This is a genomic window from Okeania sp. (genome assembly GCF_983059655.1).
Genome location: NZ_CEZPJD010000090.1, coordinates 1 through 16,076, shown reverse-complemented (window position 1 = coordinate 16,076; position 16,076 = coordinate 1). Strand labels below are relative to the sequence as shown.

Here is a 16,076-nt window from a genome sequence, read left to right as displayed (position 1 = left end):
CGGTTTTAACCAGAGGTAATTATCAATTATCCATTATCCATTAATGAATTCTACCATTTGTAACAAACATTTATCACGCTTGGTATTATAGCCAGTTTCTAGGAAAACCAGATTTTATGTAGGAATCATAATTGTAAAAGTTGTACCTTGCCCAACTTTTGAATTACAGGTAATCATACCACCATGTTTTTCTATGATTATTTGATGAGCGATCGCTAACCCCAATCCTGTCCCTTTCCCCACTTCTTTTGTACTAAAAAAAGGATCGAAAAGTCGCTTTTGTGTTTCTTTGCTCATGCCCACTCCATTGTCAGCGATCGTAATTTTCACTTGTTTTCCATCCGTTTCCGTGCGAATGCTCAGGGCTAGAGAATTTTGCTCAGAGCATTCCTCCAAAGCATCAATGGCATTATTCAGTATATTCATAAACACTTGGTTTAATTGTCCGGCATAACATTCCACTAAAGGTAATTCTCCATAGTCTTTAACTACTTGAATTTCTGCTCGTTTTTCCTGTTTTTGCAACCTATTTTGTAAAATCGTTAAAGTACTTTCAATCCCTTTATGTAAATCTACACGTTTGAATTGTGACTCATCCAGACGTGCAAAGGTGCGTAGAGATGTCACGATTTTTGTGATGCGTTCGCTCCCATTTTCCATAGATTTTAAAAGTTTTTCAAAGTCAGAACGCAGAAACTCTAAATCCATCTCCTCTATGGCGATTTCAATATCCTGGTGAGGCTGAGGATAGTGGCTTTGATATAGGGCAAGTAATTCCAGCACTTGTTCCATATATTCGTTGGCATGATCGATATTTCCATGAATAAAACTGATAGGATTGTTGATTTCATGGGCAATTCCTGCTACCATTTTGCCCAAACTAAACATTTTTTCACTTTGAATAAGAGTCAGTTGGGTGCGTTGTAGTTCGTGGAGTTCCTCTTGCATTTCTAGGGCTTTACAGGATTCTTGATAAAGGCGAGCATTTTCTAGGGTAATTGCCGCCTGAGCGCAGAGTAAAGAGAGAACTTCGACTCTATCTTGGGTAAAAGCACACGTGGATTGATTATTTTCGAGGTAAAGGATGCCTCGGAGTTGTCCGCGGTCTTGCAAGGGCAAACAGAGCAGAGAACGGGGTTGATGGTTTTGAATATAAGGGTCTCCTTGATATAAGGTTTCTTGACGAGCATCGTCTAAAATCAGAGGCATTTGGGTGTGTTTGACTGTATTGACTATCTCCAAGGGAACTTGGTTGGTTTCCTCTACTGGGATGGAGTCTTTTTGGTCAATTTCTCCGTTGATAATTTGTGCCTCTAACCCTAATTTGTCATCGTTAAATAAAATCAAGGCTGCGGTTTCGGCTCCGGCATTTTCTAAAATAATCTGCATTAAATTAGCAATGACGCGCTTGCTGTCCATGTCTCGCGATAAGGTGCGAGAGGCTTTCATTAAAGCTGCTAAGTCCAATAATCTCACTGCATCAGTGGTACTGGCGATGGTGTTCGTGCTGAAGTAGCTCGAGATACTGTGGGGGGTTAATCCCATTTTAGGTTGCTGGAGAATAGGTTGGAGTAGCTGAGGATAGCATTTTTCTAAGTCCTCGATTTTAGCTTTGGCTCCCCAACGGGCATAACAATAATAAGCTTCTTGCATGTGAAGGGCTGCATATTTTTTTTTGCCCCAATCGAGATAGAATTTCGCAAACAGTTCGTTAGCGAGGGCTTCTTCTTGAATATATTCGTTTTCTTTGGCTCCGGCTATAGCGCGATCGTATAACTCTATTGCTTCTTCTCGATGACTCAGAATTCTGGCCTTTTCCGCAGCAACCAAATCTAGTTTATGCTGAAAATTTTCCGGGGCGTGATTTGTCCATAATTCTAGGCGTTGTTGATGAGTTTTCACCTCGTCTAGAATTTGAGTCTGCCTTTGAGAATCTACAGTAGGGTACAGGGCTAACCCTGCTAATGCCCGATACAGTGAAATCTGAGTCATTGGTAACATTCCCTCTCCACCTTTTTCATAATTAATTGCCGACTGAGAATGAATTAGGGCTTGTTCATAATCATTAAACAAATAATTGAGAATAGTTTTAGCAGTATAGACAAAGAACAAGAAAGTAATTGCTCCCTTCTCTTGAAGTTTGGGAATTTTTGTAGATTCGTCAAACCTCTTTCCCACAAGCTTTGTTGGCTCGACAGCCATACCCATTAAATTTTCAACGAACTGTCCCCAGATTGTGGCAGCAAAGTATTGAAATTCTTGCTTGAGACTCTCGATCAGCTCAATGTAGTAGGTTTGTTTTTGGTGAATAACGGTGAGGGATTCGCCGATTACGCAAAGGTTATCGCAATAGTTAATCGCAGAATAACAAGCAAACTCAATGTCACCATTTTCTAAGCCCGTTAATACGTTATCGGCCAGACATCCAATGCGCTCGCGGGCTAACTCTTTCCAGTTGCGAATAAAGGCATGGAAGAGTTGATTTACTTTGCAGGTTAGTTCCGCATCTTCATATCGTTCAAGGGTATGCAGTGCTAGTTTTCCAAAACTGTAGCCCAATTCAATATCCGTCATCTTGCCACAGAGCAGCATCCCGTAAAGTGCATAGGCAAATGCTGCTTTTGCTGAGTTACCATAGGTTACAGACAGGTTAAGCATCGTTAAAACAATCGATGGTAGCAACTGGGGATTAGCAATAAAGGCAGGTGCCCATAATTTACTGAGAATACTTAAAGCGGCAATAATTTTGGGACTGGTAATTGCAGGTAGAGTGTAGAGGCGATCGATATCGATGTCTGGTAAGGGAGCATCGTCGAGAGAAACATCAAGTAAGCTCAATATTTCTAACCCAACATCCAAAGCCATCGGACACTGACCTTGTGCTACTGATAGTGAGATCCTGATTTCGTAGGCTTTAACTTGATCTTGGATATCTTTAGTATTATCAATAACTTTTTGTGTCTGTTGCTGTGATGCTTCATATTCGCCGTTGAGATAACTTACTTCAGCCAGTAAATTGTGTAATGGTAGCATCAATCCATAGTGAGTGTGCCATGGCTCAGTAGAAATCATCTCAGTATGTAGTAGGTCAATTGCTATATTTAAGTAGCTTGTAGCCGCATTGTAAGCAGCAGAAGATTTAGCTTTCCGTGCAGCCACTAAATTCAATTGTGCTAGCTCTTCTTGTTCCCTTGGTTGCTTGATTAAGGAAATCCCCATATTCAACTGATTGACAATTTTGAAGAGATTTTTTTCCTGTTCCCCTGGAGAAATTGTCTGCAATAACAAACGCCCAATGTTCAGGTGGGTCATTTGCTTGCGGTCATCCCCAATTAAAGCATAGGCAGCTTGTTGCACGCGATCGTGCAGAAAGCTATAACTCACTAGGATTTTCTGACTTTGACCTTCATCTTTTTCCCATCCCTGGAAAAACTTATAGGCTTCACTCTGGGGTAAAATGAGACGACTTTGCAAGGCACTCCAAAGATTAGCAGCTACTTCTTCGCTGGGAGCTTCACAGATAATGCCTAAAATCTCTAAATCAAATTGATTACCAATACAAGCAGCTAATTTCAACACTTCCTGGGTAGCATCAGGTAACTTGTGCAATCGTCCCGCCATAAATTCCACTACATCATCGGTGAGAGCTGCTTCTCGCACCTGCACCAAATCGCATTCCCAATATCCTAAATTTTGATTAAAAGTAATCAACTTATCCTCGTGCAATCCTTTTAAGAACTGAGTTGTAAAAAAGGGATTGCCTTTCGTCTTTTGATAGACTAAATCTGTTAAAGGTGTGGCTAACTCTGGTGAACAACTGAGGGTTTCCCCCACCAATTGATTTATATGATTCACAGATAAGGGGGCTAGAGTAACTGTGGAAATTACTGCTTCCTGCTTCTCCAACTCTGCCAAACATAACATCAATGGATGTGCGGGGAAGACTTCGTTATCTCTATAAGCTCCCAACAGCAGCAAATATCCTGTCTGAGTTCCTCCCATCAGCACTTTCAGCAAGTTTAATGATGCTGAGTCTGCCCATTGCAAGTCATCAAGAAATAGGGTTAAGGGATGCTCAATAGTTGTAAAAATCGCAATAAATTTCTGAAACAGGAGGTTAAAGCGGTTCTGGGCTGCACTTCCAGAAAGTTCCAGCACAGGGGGCTGTTCCCCAATAATCCTTTGGAGTTCGGGAATCACATCAATGAGAACTTGCCCATTTTCTCCCACTGCTTCTAGGATTTTTCCTTTCCACTTTTGCAATTGGGCATCAGATTCTCCCAGTAATTGTCCCATTAAGTCTCGAAAGGCGATAACAAAGGCAGAGAAGGGAATGTTACGATTGAATTGGTCGAATTTGCCTTTAATAAAGTATCCTTTCTGTCTGGTTATCGGTTTGTGGACTTCGTTCACCACAGCGGTTTTCCCTATGCCAGAAAATCCGGCTACCAGCATCATTTCTGTTTGTCCTTTTGCTACTCTTTCAAAGGCATTCAGCAAAGTGTGTACTTCTTTTTCCCGTCCATAGAGTTTTTCTGGGATTAAAAAGCGATCGCATAAATCCTGCTCTCCCAAGACAAACTGCTCTATTTTCCCGGTCTGTTGATATTGAACATAACATTTTTCCAGGTCATATTTTAGCCCCAAAGCACTTTGATACCGCTCTTCTGAATTTTTGGCCATCAATTTTAACACTATATCCGCCAGGGGGATCGGGACTTTGGTCTCAGGAATTTTCGGAGGTATTTTGGCTATGTGTGCGTGAACCAATTCCAGGGGGTCTTCACTTTCAAAGGGGAGTTTTCCTGTTAAGAGTTGGTAAAAGGTTACTCCTAGAGAATAAAAATCGCTGCGATAGTCTATGCCTCTATTCATTCTGCCTGTTTGTTCTGGTGAAATATAGGCTAGAGTTCCTTCTAAGACATTGGGGGTTTGCAAACTTTGGGTTTCTTTCGGTAGTAACGATGAGATACTAAAATCGATTAATTTTATTTCTTTTGTTTCTGGATGAATTAATATATTTGCTGGTTTGATATCTTTATGAATAATTTGATTTTGATGCAGATGGTGCAAAATTTCTGTTATTTGCAGAGCAATTTCCCAAAATTGTTCAACGGATACAGACAACTGGCGTTGATATTCTATGAGGGATATGGCTCCTATGTCTTCCATGATGAGAGCATAGCCATTATTGTAACGCAAGAGTGAGTATTGCTTAACAATACCGGGAAGGTCTAGATTTTTGGCAATGGCGTATTGATTTCTAAACTGGACTAATTCGTTAAAGGATGGATATTCCTGAGCCATTAATTTGACTACTACGGATTGCTTGCTCTCCAAATTTATACCACGATAGACTAGAGTGCGTTCGCTTTCGTGGATGAGTTCAAGGGCTTGATAATTAGCGACTTTAATTATTTTTGTCTCTACCATTTGGCTTGGTTTGTTTGTCTTTTGAGTTTCTGATTTATCATATCTATACCTATTTTAATTCCTTTTTTTCGGACAGTCCAACTCTTAGATATCTCCGAAAATACTCAGATATATCCCCAAAATTAATGAATTGCGATCGCTCCCCAAAAGAAAGATAGTTATAGTCAGTTTCCAGGAAAGCAATATTTTATCTAGGAATCATGATTGTAAAAATTGTACCTTGCCCCACTATGGAATTACAGGTAATTTTACCACCGTGTTTTTCTGTGACGATTTGATGAGCGATCGCCATGCCCAAACCTGTTCCTTTGCCTACTCCTTTGGTGGTAAATCCTTGCTCGAATAGTCTGGTTTTGACTTCTTCAGGCATTCCCATGCCGTTGTCAACAATTTCCACAATAACGCTCTTATTGTCTTCGTTCAATTCCGTGGCAATGGTAATCTGATTTGGTTGTTTTTCTATCTCGACAAATGTTTTCCCTTCATTGCTTTCATCTAAAGCATCAATGGCATTTGCTAATAAATTCATAAACACTTGATTTAGTTGCCCCGGATAACATTTCACTTCCGGGATATCTCCATATTTTTTCACAATTTCAATAGCAGGTCTTTTATCGTTTGCTTTGAGGCGATATTTCAAGATTAATAAGGTGCTATCTATTCCTTCGTGCAGATTAAACTCAGTTTTGCTGACAGTATCTGTACGGGAAAATGTTCGCAGAGATCTGCTGATATTACGAATGACATCGCATCCCTCTTTCATTGATGCTATCAGTTTCGGGAAATCTTCCCTAATAAAATCGGAATCAAGGTCTTCAATTTGTTCGGCAATAGATTCTGGCAGGGAGGCATTTTCTTCATAGAGAGAAAGGATTGATAGCAAATCTTGCAAATATCCTTGTGCTGGATCGATATTGCCACCAATAAAGCCAACAGGATTATTAATTTCGTGGGCAACTCCTGCTACCAGATTGCCCAATGTTGCCATTTTTTCACTTTGAACTAATTGCAATTGTGCTTGTTGTAAATCTGTTAAGGCTTGTTGTAACTCGTTCCGTGCAAGTTGTTCTTTGCCATATAATTGGGCGTTTTGCAGTGCGATCGCTGCTTGGGAACAGAGCAAATTCAACATTTCTGTGCGATCACTGGTAAATGCTCCCGATACTTGATTATTTTCCAAGTAGAGAATGCCTATGAGTTGACATCGGTCAATTAAAGGTATACATAATACTGACTGTGGTTGATGTTTTTGGATGTAGTCATCTCGGTTATAGTCACTGTCTTCTTTGGCATTATCTAAGACGAGGTGTTCCCGTGTGTTTTTGACTTGATTAACAAGGGTTAAGGGGACATTGTTAGTTATGTCAACGGGAATGTTGATTACAGACATTTCTGTTCCTGTAGCGTAGGCTGTTAGCATCAGAGTATCTGCTTGAAATAGCATAAGGGCAACGTTTTCAGCTCCGGCATTTTCTTTGATAACTTGGATGAAGTTAGCGATGGCACGCTTGAGGTCAATTTCTTGGGAAAGGCTGCGGGAGGCTTTCAAGAGGGAGGAGAAATCAAGAAGGGAGGAAATGTTGGTGGTGGTTGAAGTTTGAGTATGAGTATGAGAATTGGACATACCCATCCCTGAATTGGTAGAAGTGTTAGTACGCTGTAAAATTGGTTTTAACAGTTGGGAGTAATTTTTTTCGAGGTCTTTGACTTTTGCTTTGGCTCCCCAACAGGCATAGCAGTAATAGGCTTCCTGCATATGAATTGCAGCATATTTTTCTTTGCCCCAGTCCAGGTAAAATTTAGCTGCGAGTTCGTTAGCGAGGGCTTCGTTTTGTATATACTCATTACTTTTAGCTTCAGAAATCGCACGATCATAGAGTTCTATTGCTTCAAGTCTCTGGCATGATACCCGAGCCATTTCCGCAGCAACAATTAGATAGCGATGCAAGAAATTTTCTGGGCAATTATCCGCCCAGATGTTCATTTGTTTTTGATTATCAATAACTTGTTGCCAATCGGATGAATTGACCTCTATTGAACCAGGTTTGTGCAATGCAAGCAAACTCAGAGAATAGTAAAAGTTATGTTCTACTACCGAAATAGTACCTTTGATCGATCTAATTACACTTTTTGCCTTGACTACAGAATCTAGGGATTTTTGAGGTTGATTTTGTAAGTAAAGTATCTGTGATTTAAGAATCAGGTACTGAGGAACAGAGGTGCTTGTTGCGAGAAAATTTGATTCGTCTTGCCGCTCCGCTTCTGTTTCTGTAAATTCTACAGCATCGAGTTTGGAAAGTAATTTCTGACACGATATTGCGATATCAATTACGACTCGATCTTGTCTTTTTTCACCAAAAGCTAGGCAGATTTCAACTGCTTTCAAAGTATCTTGTATATTATCTCCTGCGAAAATTAGCATAAATAAACGATATGAAAGATTATAACCTGCCCATTGTAAATTGCCATGTTCTAGCCCCGAATTATAACCTGTTAACGAAAGGTTTTTGCTGATTTTTGCTGGTTCTATCCAAGGGATCAAGCACAGTCCAAAGACACAGTAAATCGTACTTTGATGACTTTTATTGAAATATCTTTCACTTAACTCAATACCAAGACGACCGAACTTATATCCAGTACGATATCGTCCTAAATAAATATTAAAATATAAACCATACTGCACATAAGTAGGAGCAGATTCAACAGTATTTCCATATTTTATCAACAAATGAGCGCTTTTCAGAGCTGCTAATGCCCAAATATCTAATTTGTAGAAATATCCCACTGGCTCCATAGCTAGTAATAAGCTGATGGCAACCTCGATCTTGGCATCCTCAATTTCTGGAAGTTGAGCTAGTTCGCTAATATCGCGTTGTCCTAAAATTTTTTCTGCTAAAGAGTGTTCGTGTTCAACGGCTTCAGATAGGTTCTGTTTGGGGAAATCAATACCTAAAAGTTGTAATCCTGTACAACCCGCCTGAATTGACGCTTCAAAGTCAGCTATTGCCGCATATTGAACAATGAGTAGTTTATGAATTCTGGCTTTTTCCACGTCTTTTTTAGCAAGAGCAATAATTTCTTTTATGTATTTCTGTGAAGTAGTCAAGTCTCCTTTTAAATACTCTATTTCTGCTCTTTCCTCATAGAGCTTTAGCGTCAGATCGTATTGGGTCTCCCAGGAATTTTCAGGCAGTAGATCCATAGCGATAGCCAAATAACGACTCGCCCCTGCATAGGCGGTTGAAGTTTTTGCTTTTTGGCTGGCTCTTAAGTTCAACAAGACCATAGTATTACGATCGCTATGGCTAGTCACTAGATCAATACCAATGTTTAAATGATTGACTATATCAAAGAGCTTGTTTTCTTGTTGGTCATTAGATGTTTTTTCTAATAATGATTTTCCTATTTTTAAATGCGTTACTTTTTCTTCTCCAGTAGCAATTAAAGAATAAGCAGCTTGTTGCACGCGATCGTGCAGGAAGCGATAACCTACTGCAATCCCCTCTGTTTTTTCTTGGTCTTTTTCCCATTCTTGGAAAAATTTATAGGCTTCGCTCTGAGGTAAAATTAATCCTTCTCGTAAGGCACTCCAAAGATTGGTAGCGACTTCCTCTGGTGGGGTTTCGTAGATAATTGCTAAGGTCTCTAAGTCAAACTGGTTGCCAATGCAGGCTGCTAATTTCAGAACATTTTGGGTTTCTTCCGGCAACTTATGCAACCGTCGCGCCATAAATTCTACCACATCATCCGTGATAGCTGCATCTTGTACCTTCACCAAATCACATTCCCAATATCCCAAACTTTGATTAAAAGTAATTAACTCATCCTCATGCAATCCTTTTAAGAATTGGGTGGTAAAAAATGGATTGCCTTTCGTCTTTTGATATACTAAATCTGTTAAAGATGCTGCTAAATCGACTTCACAACTCAGGGTTTCAGCCACCAATTGATTGATATGAGGCAACGATAAGGGAGCAAGGGTAATAGTTGAAATTGTTGTTTGTTGTTCTCTTGGTGCGCGTTCCCTTGCGTCTTTCGCCGACGCGGGATCGCACCGCTTCTCCAACTCCCCCAAAGTTAACATCAACGGATGAGCCAGGAATACTTCGTTATCTCGATATGCTCCCAACAGCAGCAAATATCCTATCTGATTATTCCCCATCAGCACTTTCAGCAAATTTAATGATGCTGAGTCCGCCCATTGCAAATCATCCAGAAATAGAGTTAAGGGATGCTCAATGCTTGTGAATACGGCGATAAATTTCTCAAACAGGAGGTTAAAGCGGTTCTGAGCATCACTGCCAGAGAGTTCGGGTACAAGAGGCTGTTCTCCAATAATCCTTTTGAGTTCGGGAATGACATCAATCATAACTTGCCCATTTTCTCCCAATGCTTCTAATATTTTGGCTTTCCACTGTTTCAATTCGGCATCAGCTTCTCCCAGTAATTGCCCCATTAAGTCTCGGAATGCTTGCACAAAAGCAGAAAAGGGAATATTGCGATTAAATTGGTCAAATTTTCCTTTGATAAAGTACCCTTTCTGTCTGGTGATTGGTTTATGTATTTCATTCACTACGGCGGTTTTACCTATGCCGGAATATCCTGCTACCAACATCATTTCTGTTTGTCCTGCTGCTACTCTTTCAAAGCCATCAAGCAAACTTTGTACTTCTTTTTCCCTGCCATAGAGTTTTTCAGGGATGAGGAAGCGATCGCATAGGTCTTTTTCTCCCAAGACAAACTGTTCTATTTTCCCAGTTTCAAGATATTGAACCCTACATTTTTCCAGGTCATATCTTAGCCCCAATGCACTTTGATACCGCTCTTCTGAATTTTTGGCCATCAATTTCAACACAATATTAGCTAAGACTTTCGGCACTTGGCTTTCAGGAATTTTCGGAGGTGTTTTAGCAATGTGTGCGTGAACCAATTCCAGGGGGTCTTCACTTTCAAAGGGACGTTTTCCTGTCAGCAGTTCATAAAAGGTTACTCCTAGTGAGTAAAAATCACTGCGATAGTCTATGCCTCTATTCATTCTGCCAGTTTGTTCGGGAGAAATATAAGCCAAGGTTCCTTCTAAAACATTGGGAGTTTGCAAACTTTGGGTTTCTTTGGGCAGTAACGATGAGATACTAAAATCTATTAATTTTATTTCCTTTGTTTCCGGATCAATTAATATATTGGCTGGTTTGATATCTTTATGAATAATTTGATTTTGATGGAGATGGTGCAGAATTTCTGCTATTTGAATAGCTATTTGCAATACTTGTCCAATAGATATAGAAAACTGGCCTTGATATTCTGCAAGGGAGATGGCTCCTATATCTTCCATGATTAGAGCATAGCCATTGTTGTAACGCAAGAGTGAGTCTGGTTTTACAATACCGGGGATGTCTAGATTTTTGGCAATAGCGTATTGATTTCTAAACTGGACTAATTCGTTAAAAGACGGATATTCCTGACCCATTAATTTGATAATTACAGGTTGCCCACTATCGATATTTCTACCGCGATAGACTAGAGTACGTTCGCTTTTGTGGATGAGTTCAAAGGTTTGATAATTAGCGACTTTAATTGTTTTTGTCTCCATCATTTGGCTAAATTTGTTTTTCTTTTGAGTCTAATTTTGATCATATATATACCTATTTTAATTCGTTTTTTTCGGACAGTCCAACTCTTAGACATCTCCGAAAATACTCAGATATCTCCCCAAAATCAATGAGTGGTTACGTTCAATAATTAATCATTAGGGCTTGCTGATTAAATCTAAAAGTATTTACAGATAAAGGTTTTAGCATTTTTAAGTATCAAAAAGTGCGAGATTTTAGGTAGTAAAGGTTAAAAAAATTAAGATTTTTGTCAGGAATTAAGCAGGAAAATAAAGGGATTATTCTTCCTACTATCTCCTCTATAATTCCTCTTCATCCTGACTTAGACCCTCACCTATAAGACTTCTTCAGCAAACCCTAATTGCCTCTTATTTTCAAGGAGAGGATTGATTAATCATGAAAAATTTTATTTATTATCCCCTTAACAGGTGAGGTTTTAAACCACAATTTTTCGGTAACAATTCCATTATCTGTCTTACTTATGTATTGCCTGTCTACTGTTGCCATCAAATTACCACTCTTTCTATACCCTGAATCATCTAAAATTAGGCTAAATGCTCATTTATAAACATTGATTTCGTCTAATCTGTATTAAAAATCCCTGCTGTGACTTCTTTATTTCTATCAACATACTATTGACATTCTGGAAGATACTATTTAAAATCCAAAAGATTCAAAACTTTTATATTTGGTAATTATATCATGTCCGGATAATCAGTGATAAAAAAACCTTATACCTTTGAACCTTTTTTTCCCTTCTGCCTTCTGCCCTCTGTCTTCCTTCCACTAAAATATTTAACCGGATATGATATTACCTGCTGGTTCTAACTCTATCTAAATTAAAATTAATTATAAATTATGAGAATATATCTATATATTCTATCAGGAATTACATCAGCATTAATCGGCTGGAGTATAGGGCAATTTATTCTCAGCGATTTAGGCTGGTTACAAAAATTTCCTGAATTAGCATTATTTCCTTGTGTGGCAATTTCTTTAGCAGTTGGTATAGTTGCAACAGATATATTTTTAAGCAATCCTACTCGATTTAAGCGCAACTTCAACAGAGGTATAATACCCCTGAGTATTGCCGCCGGATTAGGATTATTAATCGGTCTTGCTTCTGGAGGATTAGTACAAATATTACTCAATCCACAACTACGAGATAAAGTTATAACTGTACCTGATAAATTTGTCAGAATAGTCGGATGGATTTTAATTGGTGGAGCAGTGGGTTTAGCTGAAGGTTTTACTTGGCGCTGGCGTAGTATAGAAGCAGGGGATAAACGGCGTTTTTTGCAGCGACTTACTATTAGTTTGAGTACCAGTATTTTGACCGCTTTAATTGCAGCAATTATCTTTGAATGGATACGACAACAAATGGATGGAATACCTACAGCATTACAAGTTTGGGAAGACACAATAGGTTTTTCTTTATTAGGTGGTTTATTAGGTTTAGTCTTGAGTTTTTCTACCTCTCCTAGTCATCTAGTTGCCCTGAGAGCTGGAGCTGGTTTTGAATATACTGAAAATGTCAATTTTAATCAGTCTGAAACACCAGGAAATTATCCTCATATTCAGAAAGAATTATCACCCAGAATTAAATTTGTGAGTAATGATTTAGTCGATAAAATTGAGGAAGGATTATCAATTCAATTACCAGCAAGGGGTAAAATTAAAATTGGTTCGGCCCAGTTAAAAATCATGGGAAATCAACAATTTGGCGTAGATATCTGTATCCCTGGTTTGCCACTGCATATTGCTGACTTAGACTTAGCATCTAGCCAAACAATTTTAGTACCTAATATCAAGTTTTTTAATAGAATAGAATATCAAGGCGATCGCCTGAAAGAAAGTACGCCAATCAAACTAAAACATAACGATTTAATTGCATTTTATGCCGAAAATGAGGGCTATAATGGTAAAAAAATATTCAGATTTGTCTACTACAATCGCTTCTTGGACCCGCAAGGTTAGTCTATCTTTGTTAATAGTAATTTCCTACATTAATCCTAGCTTTGCTCAAGTCAAAAATGTGGAAATTATTGAAGCTATTCCTGAACGTAATGAAGGTAAAGTTACCCTGCGACTCAAAGCTTATGACCAAAAGAATAAACCAGTGAGAGATCTACAAAAAGAGAACTTTAATTTAATAGTTTGTCCCCCTAAAACAGACCCTAAAGCTCCAGAATGTCAAACCTTAAATCCCATTGATATTAATTGGAAAATTCCTCAGCCTCAAGAATTACCTCCTGCTTGGGTAATTGTTTTATTAGATTTTAGTGGCAGTATGAAGCAATTAGATAGTAGTGGGGAAAAAACTAAATTAGAAGGAGCGATCGCTGCGATTAGAAAATTCAATCAAGATTTAGCGGACAAGGGAGAAAATACCAAAATTTCTATTGTTCCTTTTGGCAAAGGGGGTCAAAATTGTCCCGGAAATAAAGTGACTAAAAAAGAGCTGGATAATTTTGTTTTAGCAGGTAATAGAAAGGTTGAACAATCTCTGAAAAAACTAGAAAATCAACTGGATAATCTTTGTGCAGCTACAGATATTTATGAACCTTTGCGTCAGGCAGTACAATTTTTTGGTAATTCCGAAGATACTCGTTTTAACCCACGCCCAAATTCTAATTTATCTCAACCAAGACGTTCGATAATTTTACTTTCTGATGGCTATCATAGTATTTATGGCAATAGAGAAAATGAACCAGAATTAGAAGCACAAGACTTTGAAAAACTTGTGTTTATGTTGAAAAGTTATCCTAATATTACTGTCCATACTTTGGGTTATGGTTTGACTCCCCAACAATTGCAGGAAAAATATGATTTAGAGGAACTTCCTACTATTAGAGATATTAGTGTGAGAGGAGGAAAAAAAATTAATAATTCTGAAGAATTAACCGAACTTGCTGCTGAAGAATTTGTCGATCAAAAACGATTACAACAAATTGCAGGAGTAACTAATGGTATTGCTGAATTTTCTGGTAATGCTGAGGATATTTCTGCAAGTTTGACCGAATTTTTAGAGGCTTTATTTGATGAGTATCATATTAACTATATTCAGCCAATAAATGCCGACCGTGGTTCCTTACATAATGTGCAAGTTAGTCTCAATTTACCCAATATTTCAGTAGACTCAGAACAACAACCTTATGTATTTCCTTGGGTGTCGCGCTCCCTACCTTTTTTGACTAGACTAATCATTTTCTTATTTACTTTAGCAATATTATTAGGTGGTGGTGTAATACCATTTTTGTTGTGGGCAAAATCAATTAAGCGAGAGTATCAGTAAGAAGGCAGAGGGCAGAAGGCAGAAGGCAGGAGGAAGAAGGAAGAGAAGTTAAAAGTTAAAAGTCAAAAATTAAAAGTTAAAAGTTAAAAGTTAAAAGTTAGATTTTATTAGCTCAAAACTTTGATGCTACAATAATTTTAGGAAATTATTTAACATTTAAAGGGGAGAAGTTATTAATTAAAAGTCAAAAGTCAAAAATATACCTCTCACAAAAGTGTTAATTAAATCAATTCAATATATGAAATAAACAATTTTATCAAAATAGTATGGGTACGCTACCCCGCTTTTTAAGGCGAAATATTTTTGGAGAGTTTCTCAAATCCCCGTGACAAAAATAACTTCTGATATCATGTCCGTTGGTATTGTTTGTGTAAAAGTTAGCGTGGATATCTACAGGAAATTTAAGTTTTTTTCTTGCCTGTTCCCAGCTCCGGTGTTCCCTATTTACTATACAAGACCGATACTACCGGACATGATATGACTTCTGACTTCGTTAACTTCCTATTCCCTATTCCCTATCAATAATTTGAAGTTAATTAAGATGATACATAATCAAGCGTTACCTAAATTAATAACCTTTAATGAATTTCTTGATTGGAAACCAGAAAAAGGGCCTTCTGAATTACAGAAGGGAATGATTGTAGAAATGCCAACAAAAGGAAAACATGAAGAAATTTCAGGATTTTTAGCAGTTGAATTGGCTGTTTTTTTTAGACAGAATAAACTATCATATTTTTTGCCAAAACAAGCATTAGTAAAAGTACCCAATGAAAATAAGTGGTTATTTACCTGATGTATTAGTTGTAGATAGAAATGCTCTTAAAGACGAACCTTTGTGGGAAAAATCTTCAACCCTAACAAAAGGAGAATCAATTCCCTTCGTAATAGAAATTATCAGTAGTAATTGGCGAGATGATTATTTAAGTAAATTAAGAGATTATGAGGAAATTGGCATTAATGAATATTGGATTGTCGATTATTTAGGGATAGGTGGTTATCGTTATATTGGCAATCCAAAAAGCCAACTATTTCTATTTATCGGCTTATTGATGATGAATATCAAGTTCAATATTTTAGGGGTAATGAATCAATTAATTAATTAAACAAGAATATTCCGGCAAAACTCATGAAAAATATATCAATTACATTACCTGATAGTTGTAACTTTTCAGATTATTTCAAATTCAATTATTACCCGGAAGATATATTAAATTATTTTGGTTATCAATTAATAACAGAAGAGTTGGTTTTGCCAAAGTCTCAACAGCAAGTTGATGGGGTAGAAAATCTTAAGCAAAGATTTCGGAAAAGTCTTCCCTATATTACTTTAGATAGTGAGATGGCAAGGCGAGAATTTTTAATTGCTCCAGTATTAATAGAATTAGTAGATTATTGTCAGGCAAAACTTAAAGTTTCGTATCCTTTAGAAGTTTCACCTCAGCTCAAAGGTTCTCTAGATTATTTTTTACAAGCAGGAAATAATTTGTTAGTTATTGAGGCAAAGGATGAAAATTTAGAAAAAGGCTTTAAGCAATTGGCAGTTGAGTTAATTGCTCTCGATCAAGGAATAGAAGCAGAACAAAATTTATTATATGGAGCTGTTTCTATCGGGAAGATTTGGCAATTTGCTCTGTTGAAACGACAAGAAAAGCAAGTTAAGCAAGATCTAAATTTATATCGAGTACCTAATGATTTAGAATAGTTAATGATAATTTTAGTAGCAATTCTCACTGGAATTA

At 37.7% G+C, this 16,076-nt stretch carries 7 protein-coding genes; 5 read left to right on the top strand and 2 right to left on the bottom strand.

Annotated elements, in window-relative coordinates; translation table 11 throughout:
- Nucleotides 1-114 precede the first annotated feature (114 nt).
- Nucleotides 115-5,433 carry a trifunctional serine/threonine-protein kinase/ATP-binding protein/sensor histidine kinase gene (locus AC3DU7_RS07995; RefSeq protein WP_488038824.1) on the bottom strand — a complete coding sequence of 1,773 codons (5,319 nt, stop codon included), beginning with the start codon at nt 5,431-5,433 and terminating at the stop codon, nt 115-117.
- A 187-nt stretch (nt 5,434-5,620) separates the two neighbouring features.
- On the bottom strand, nt 5,621-11,026 hold the full coding sequence (locus AC3DU7_RS07990; protein ID WP_488038823.1) for a trifunctional serine/threonine-protein kinase/ATP-binding protein/sensor histidine kinase: 5,406 nt from the start codon (nt 11,024-11,026) through the stop codon (nt 5,621-5,623).
- Nucleotides 11,027-11,900: 874 nt separating this feature from the next.
- On the opposite strand from AC3DU7_RS07990, the gene AC3DU7_RS07985 reads away from it, so the two are divergent.
- The 5 genes from AC3DU7_RS07985 to AC3DU7_RS07965 all read left to right on the top strand — a co-directional run bounded on the left by AC3DU7_RS07985 (nt 11,901) and on the right by AC3DU7_RS07965 (nt 16,039).
- Nucleotides 11,901-13,019: a hypothetical protein gene (locus AC3DU7_RS07985; protein WP_488038822.1), complete on the top strand. Its 1,119-nt coding sequence runs from the start codon at nt 11,901-11,903 to the stop codon at nt 13,017-13,019.
- Nucleotides 12,982-14,337, top strand: a complete 1,356-nt coding sequence (locus tag AC3DU7_RS07980; RefSeq protein WP_488038821.1) for a vWA domain-containing protein — start codon at nt 12,982-12,984, stop codon at nt 14,335-14,337. The genes AC3DU7_RS07985 and AC3DU7_RS07980 overlap by 38 nt, the downstream gene beginning before the upstream one ends.
- A gap of 541 nt (nt 14,338-14,878) precedes the next feature.
- Entirely contained in the window at nt 14,879-15,130 is a 252-nt protein-coding gene (locus AC3DU7_RS07975; RefSeq protein ID WP_488038820.1) for a Uma2 family endonuclease, read from the top strand.
- Nucleotides 15,105-15,440 (top strand): Uma2 family endonuclease, encoded by a 336-nt coding sequence (locus tag AC3DU7_RS07970; protein WP_488038819.1) that lies wholly within the window; start codon nt 15,105-15,107, stop codon nt 15,438-15,440. The genes AC3DU7_RS07975 and AC3DU7_RS07970 overlap by 26 nt, the downstream gene beginning before the upstream one ends.
- Nucleotides 15,441-15,463: 23 nt before the next feature.
- Complete coding sequence (locus AC3DU7_RS07965; RefSeq protein ID WP_488038818.1) at nt 15,464-16,039, top strand: hypothetical protein; 576 nt, start codon at nt 15,464-15,466, stop codon at nt 16,037-16,039.
- Nucleotides 16,040-16,076: the final 37 nt, after the last annotated feature.

What these genes read in the sequence shown, in the direction of transcription:
- AC3DU7_RS07975 (WP_488038820.1), top strand. Translation starts at nt 14,879, where the DNA reads ATGATACATAATCAAGCGTTACCTAAATTAATAACCTTTAATGAATTT.
- AC3DU7_RS07985 (WP_488038822.1), top strand. Translation starts at nt 11,901, where the DNA reads ATGAGAATATATCTATATATTCTATCAGGAATTACATCAGCATTAATC.
- AC3DU7_RS07990 (WP_488038823.1), bottom strand. Translation starts at nt 11,026, where the DNA reads ATGATGGAGACAAAAACAATTAAAGTCGCTAATTATCAAACCTTTGAA.
- AC3DU7_RS07995 (WP_488038824.1), bottom strand. Translation starts at nt 5,433, where the DNA reads ATGGTAGAGACAAAAATAATTAAAGTCGCTAATTATCAAGCCCTTGAA.
- AC3DU7_RS07965 (WP_488038818.1), top strand. Translation starts at nt 15,464, where the DNA reads ATGAAAAATATATCAATTACATTACCTGATAGTTGTAACTTTTCAGAT.
- AC3DU7_RS07970 (WP_488038819.1), top strand. Translation starts at nt 15,105, where the DNA reads ATGAAAATAAGTGGTTATTTACCTGATGTATTAGTTGTAGATAGAAAT.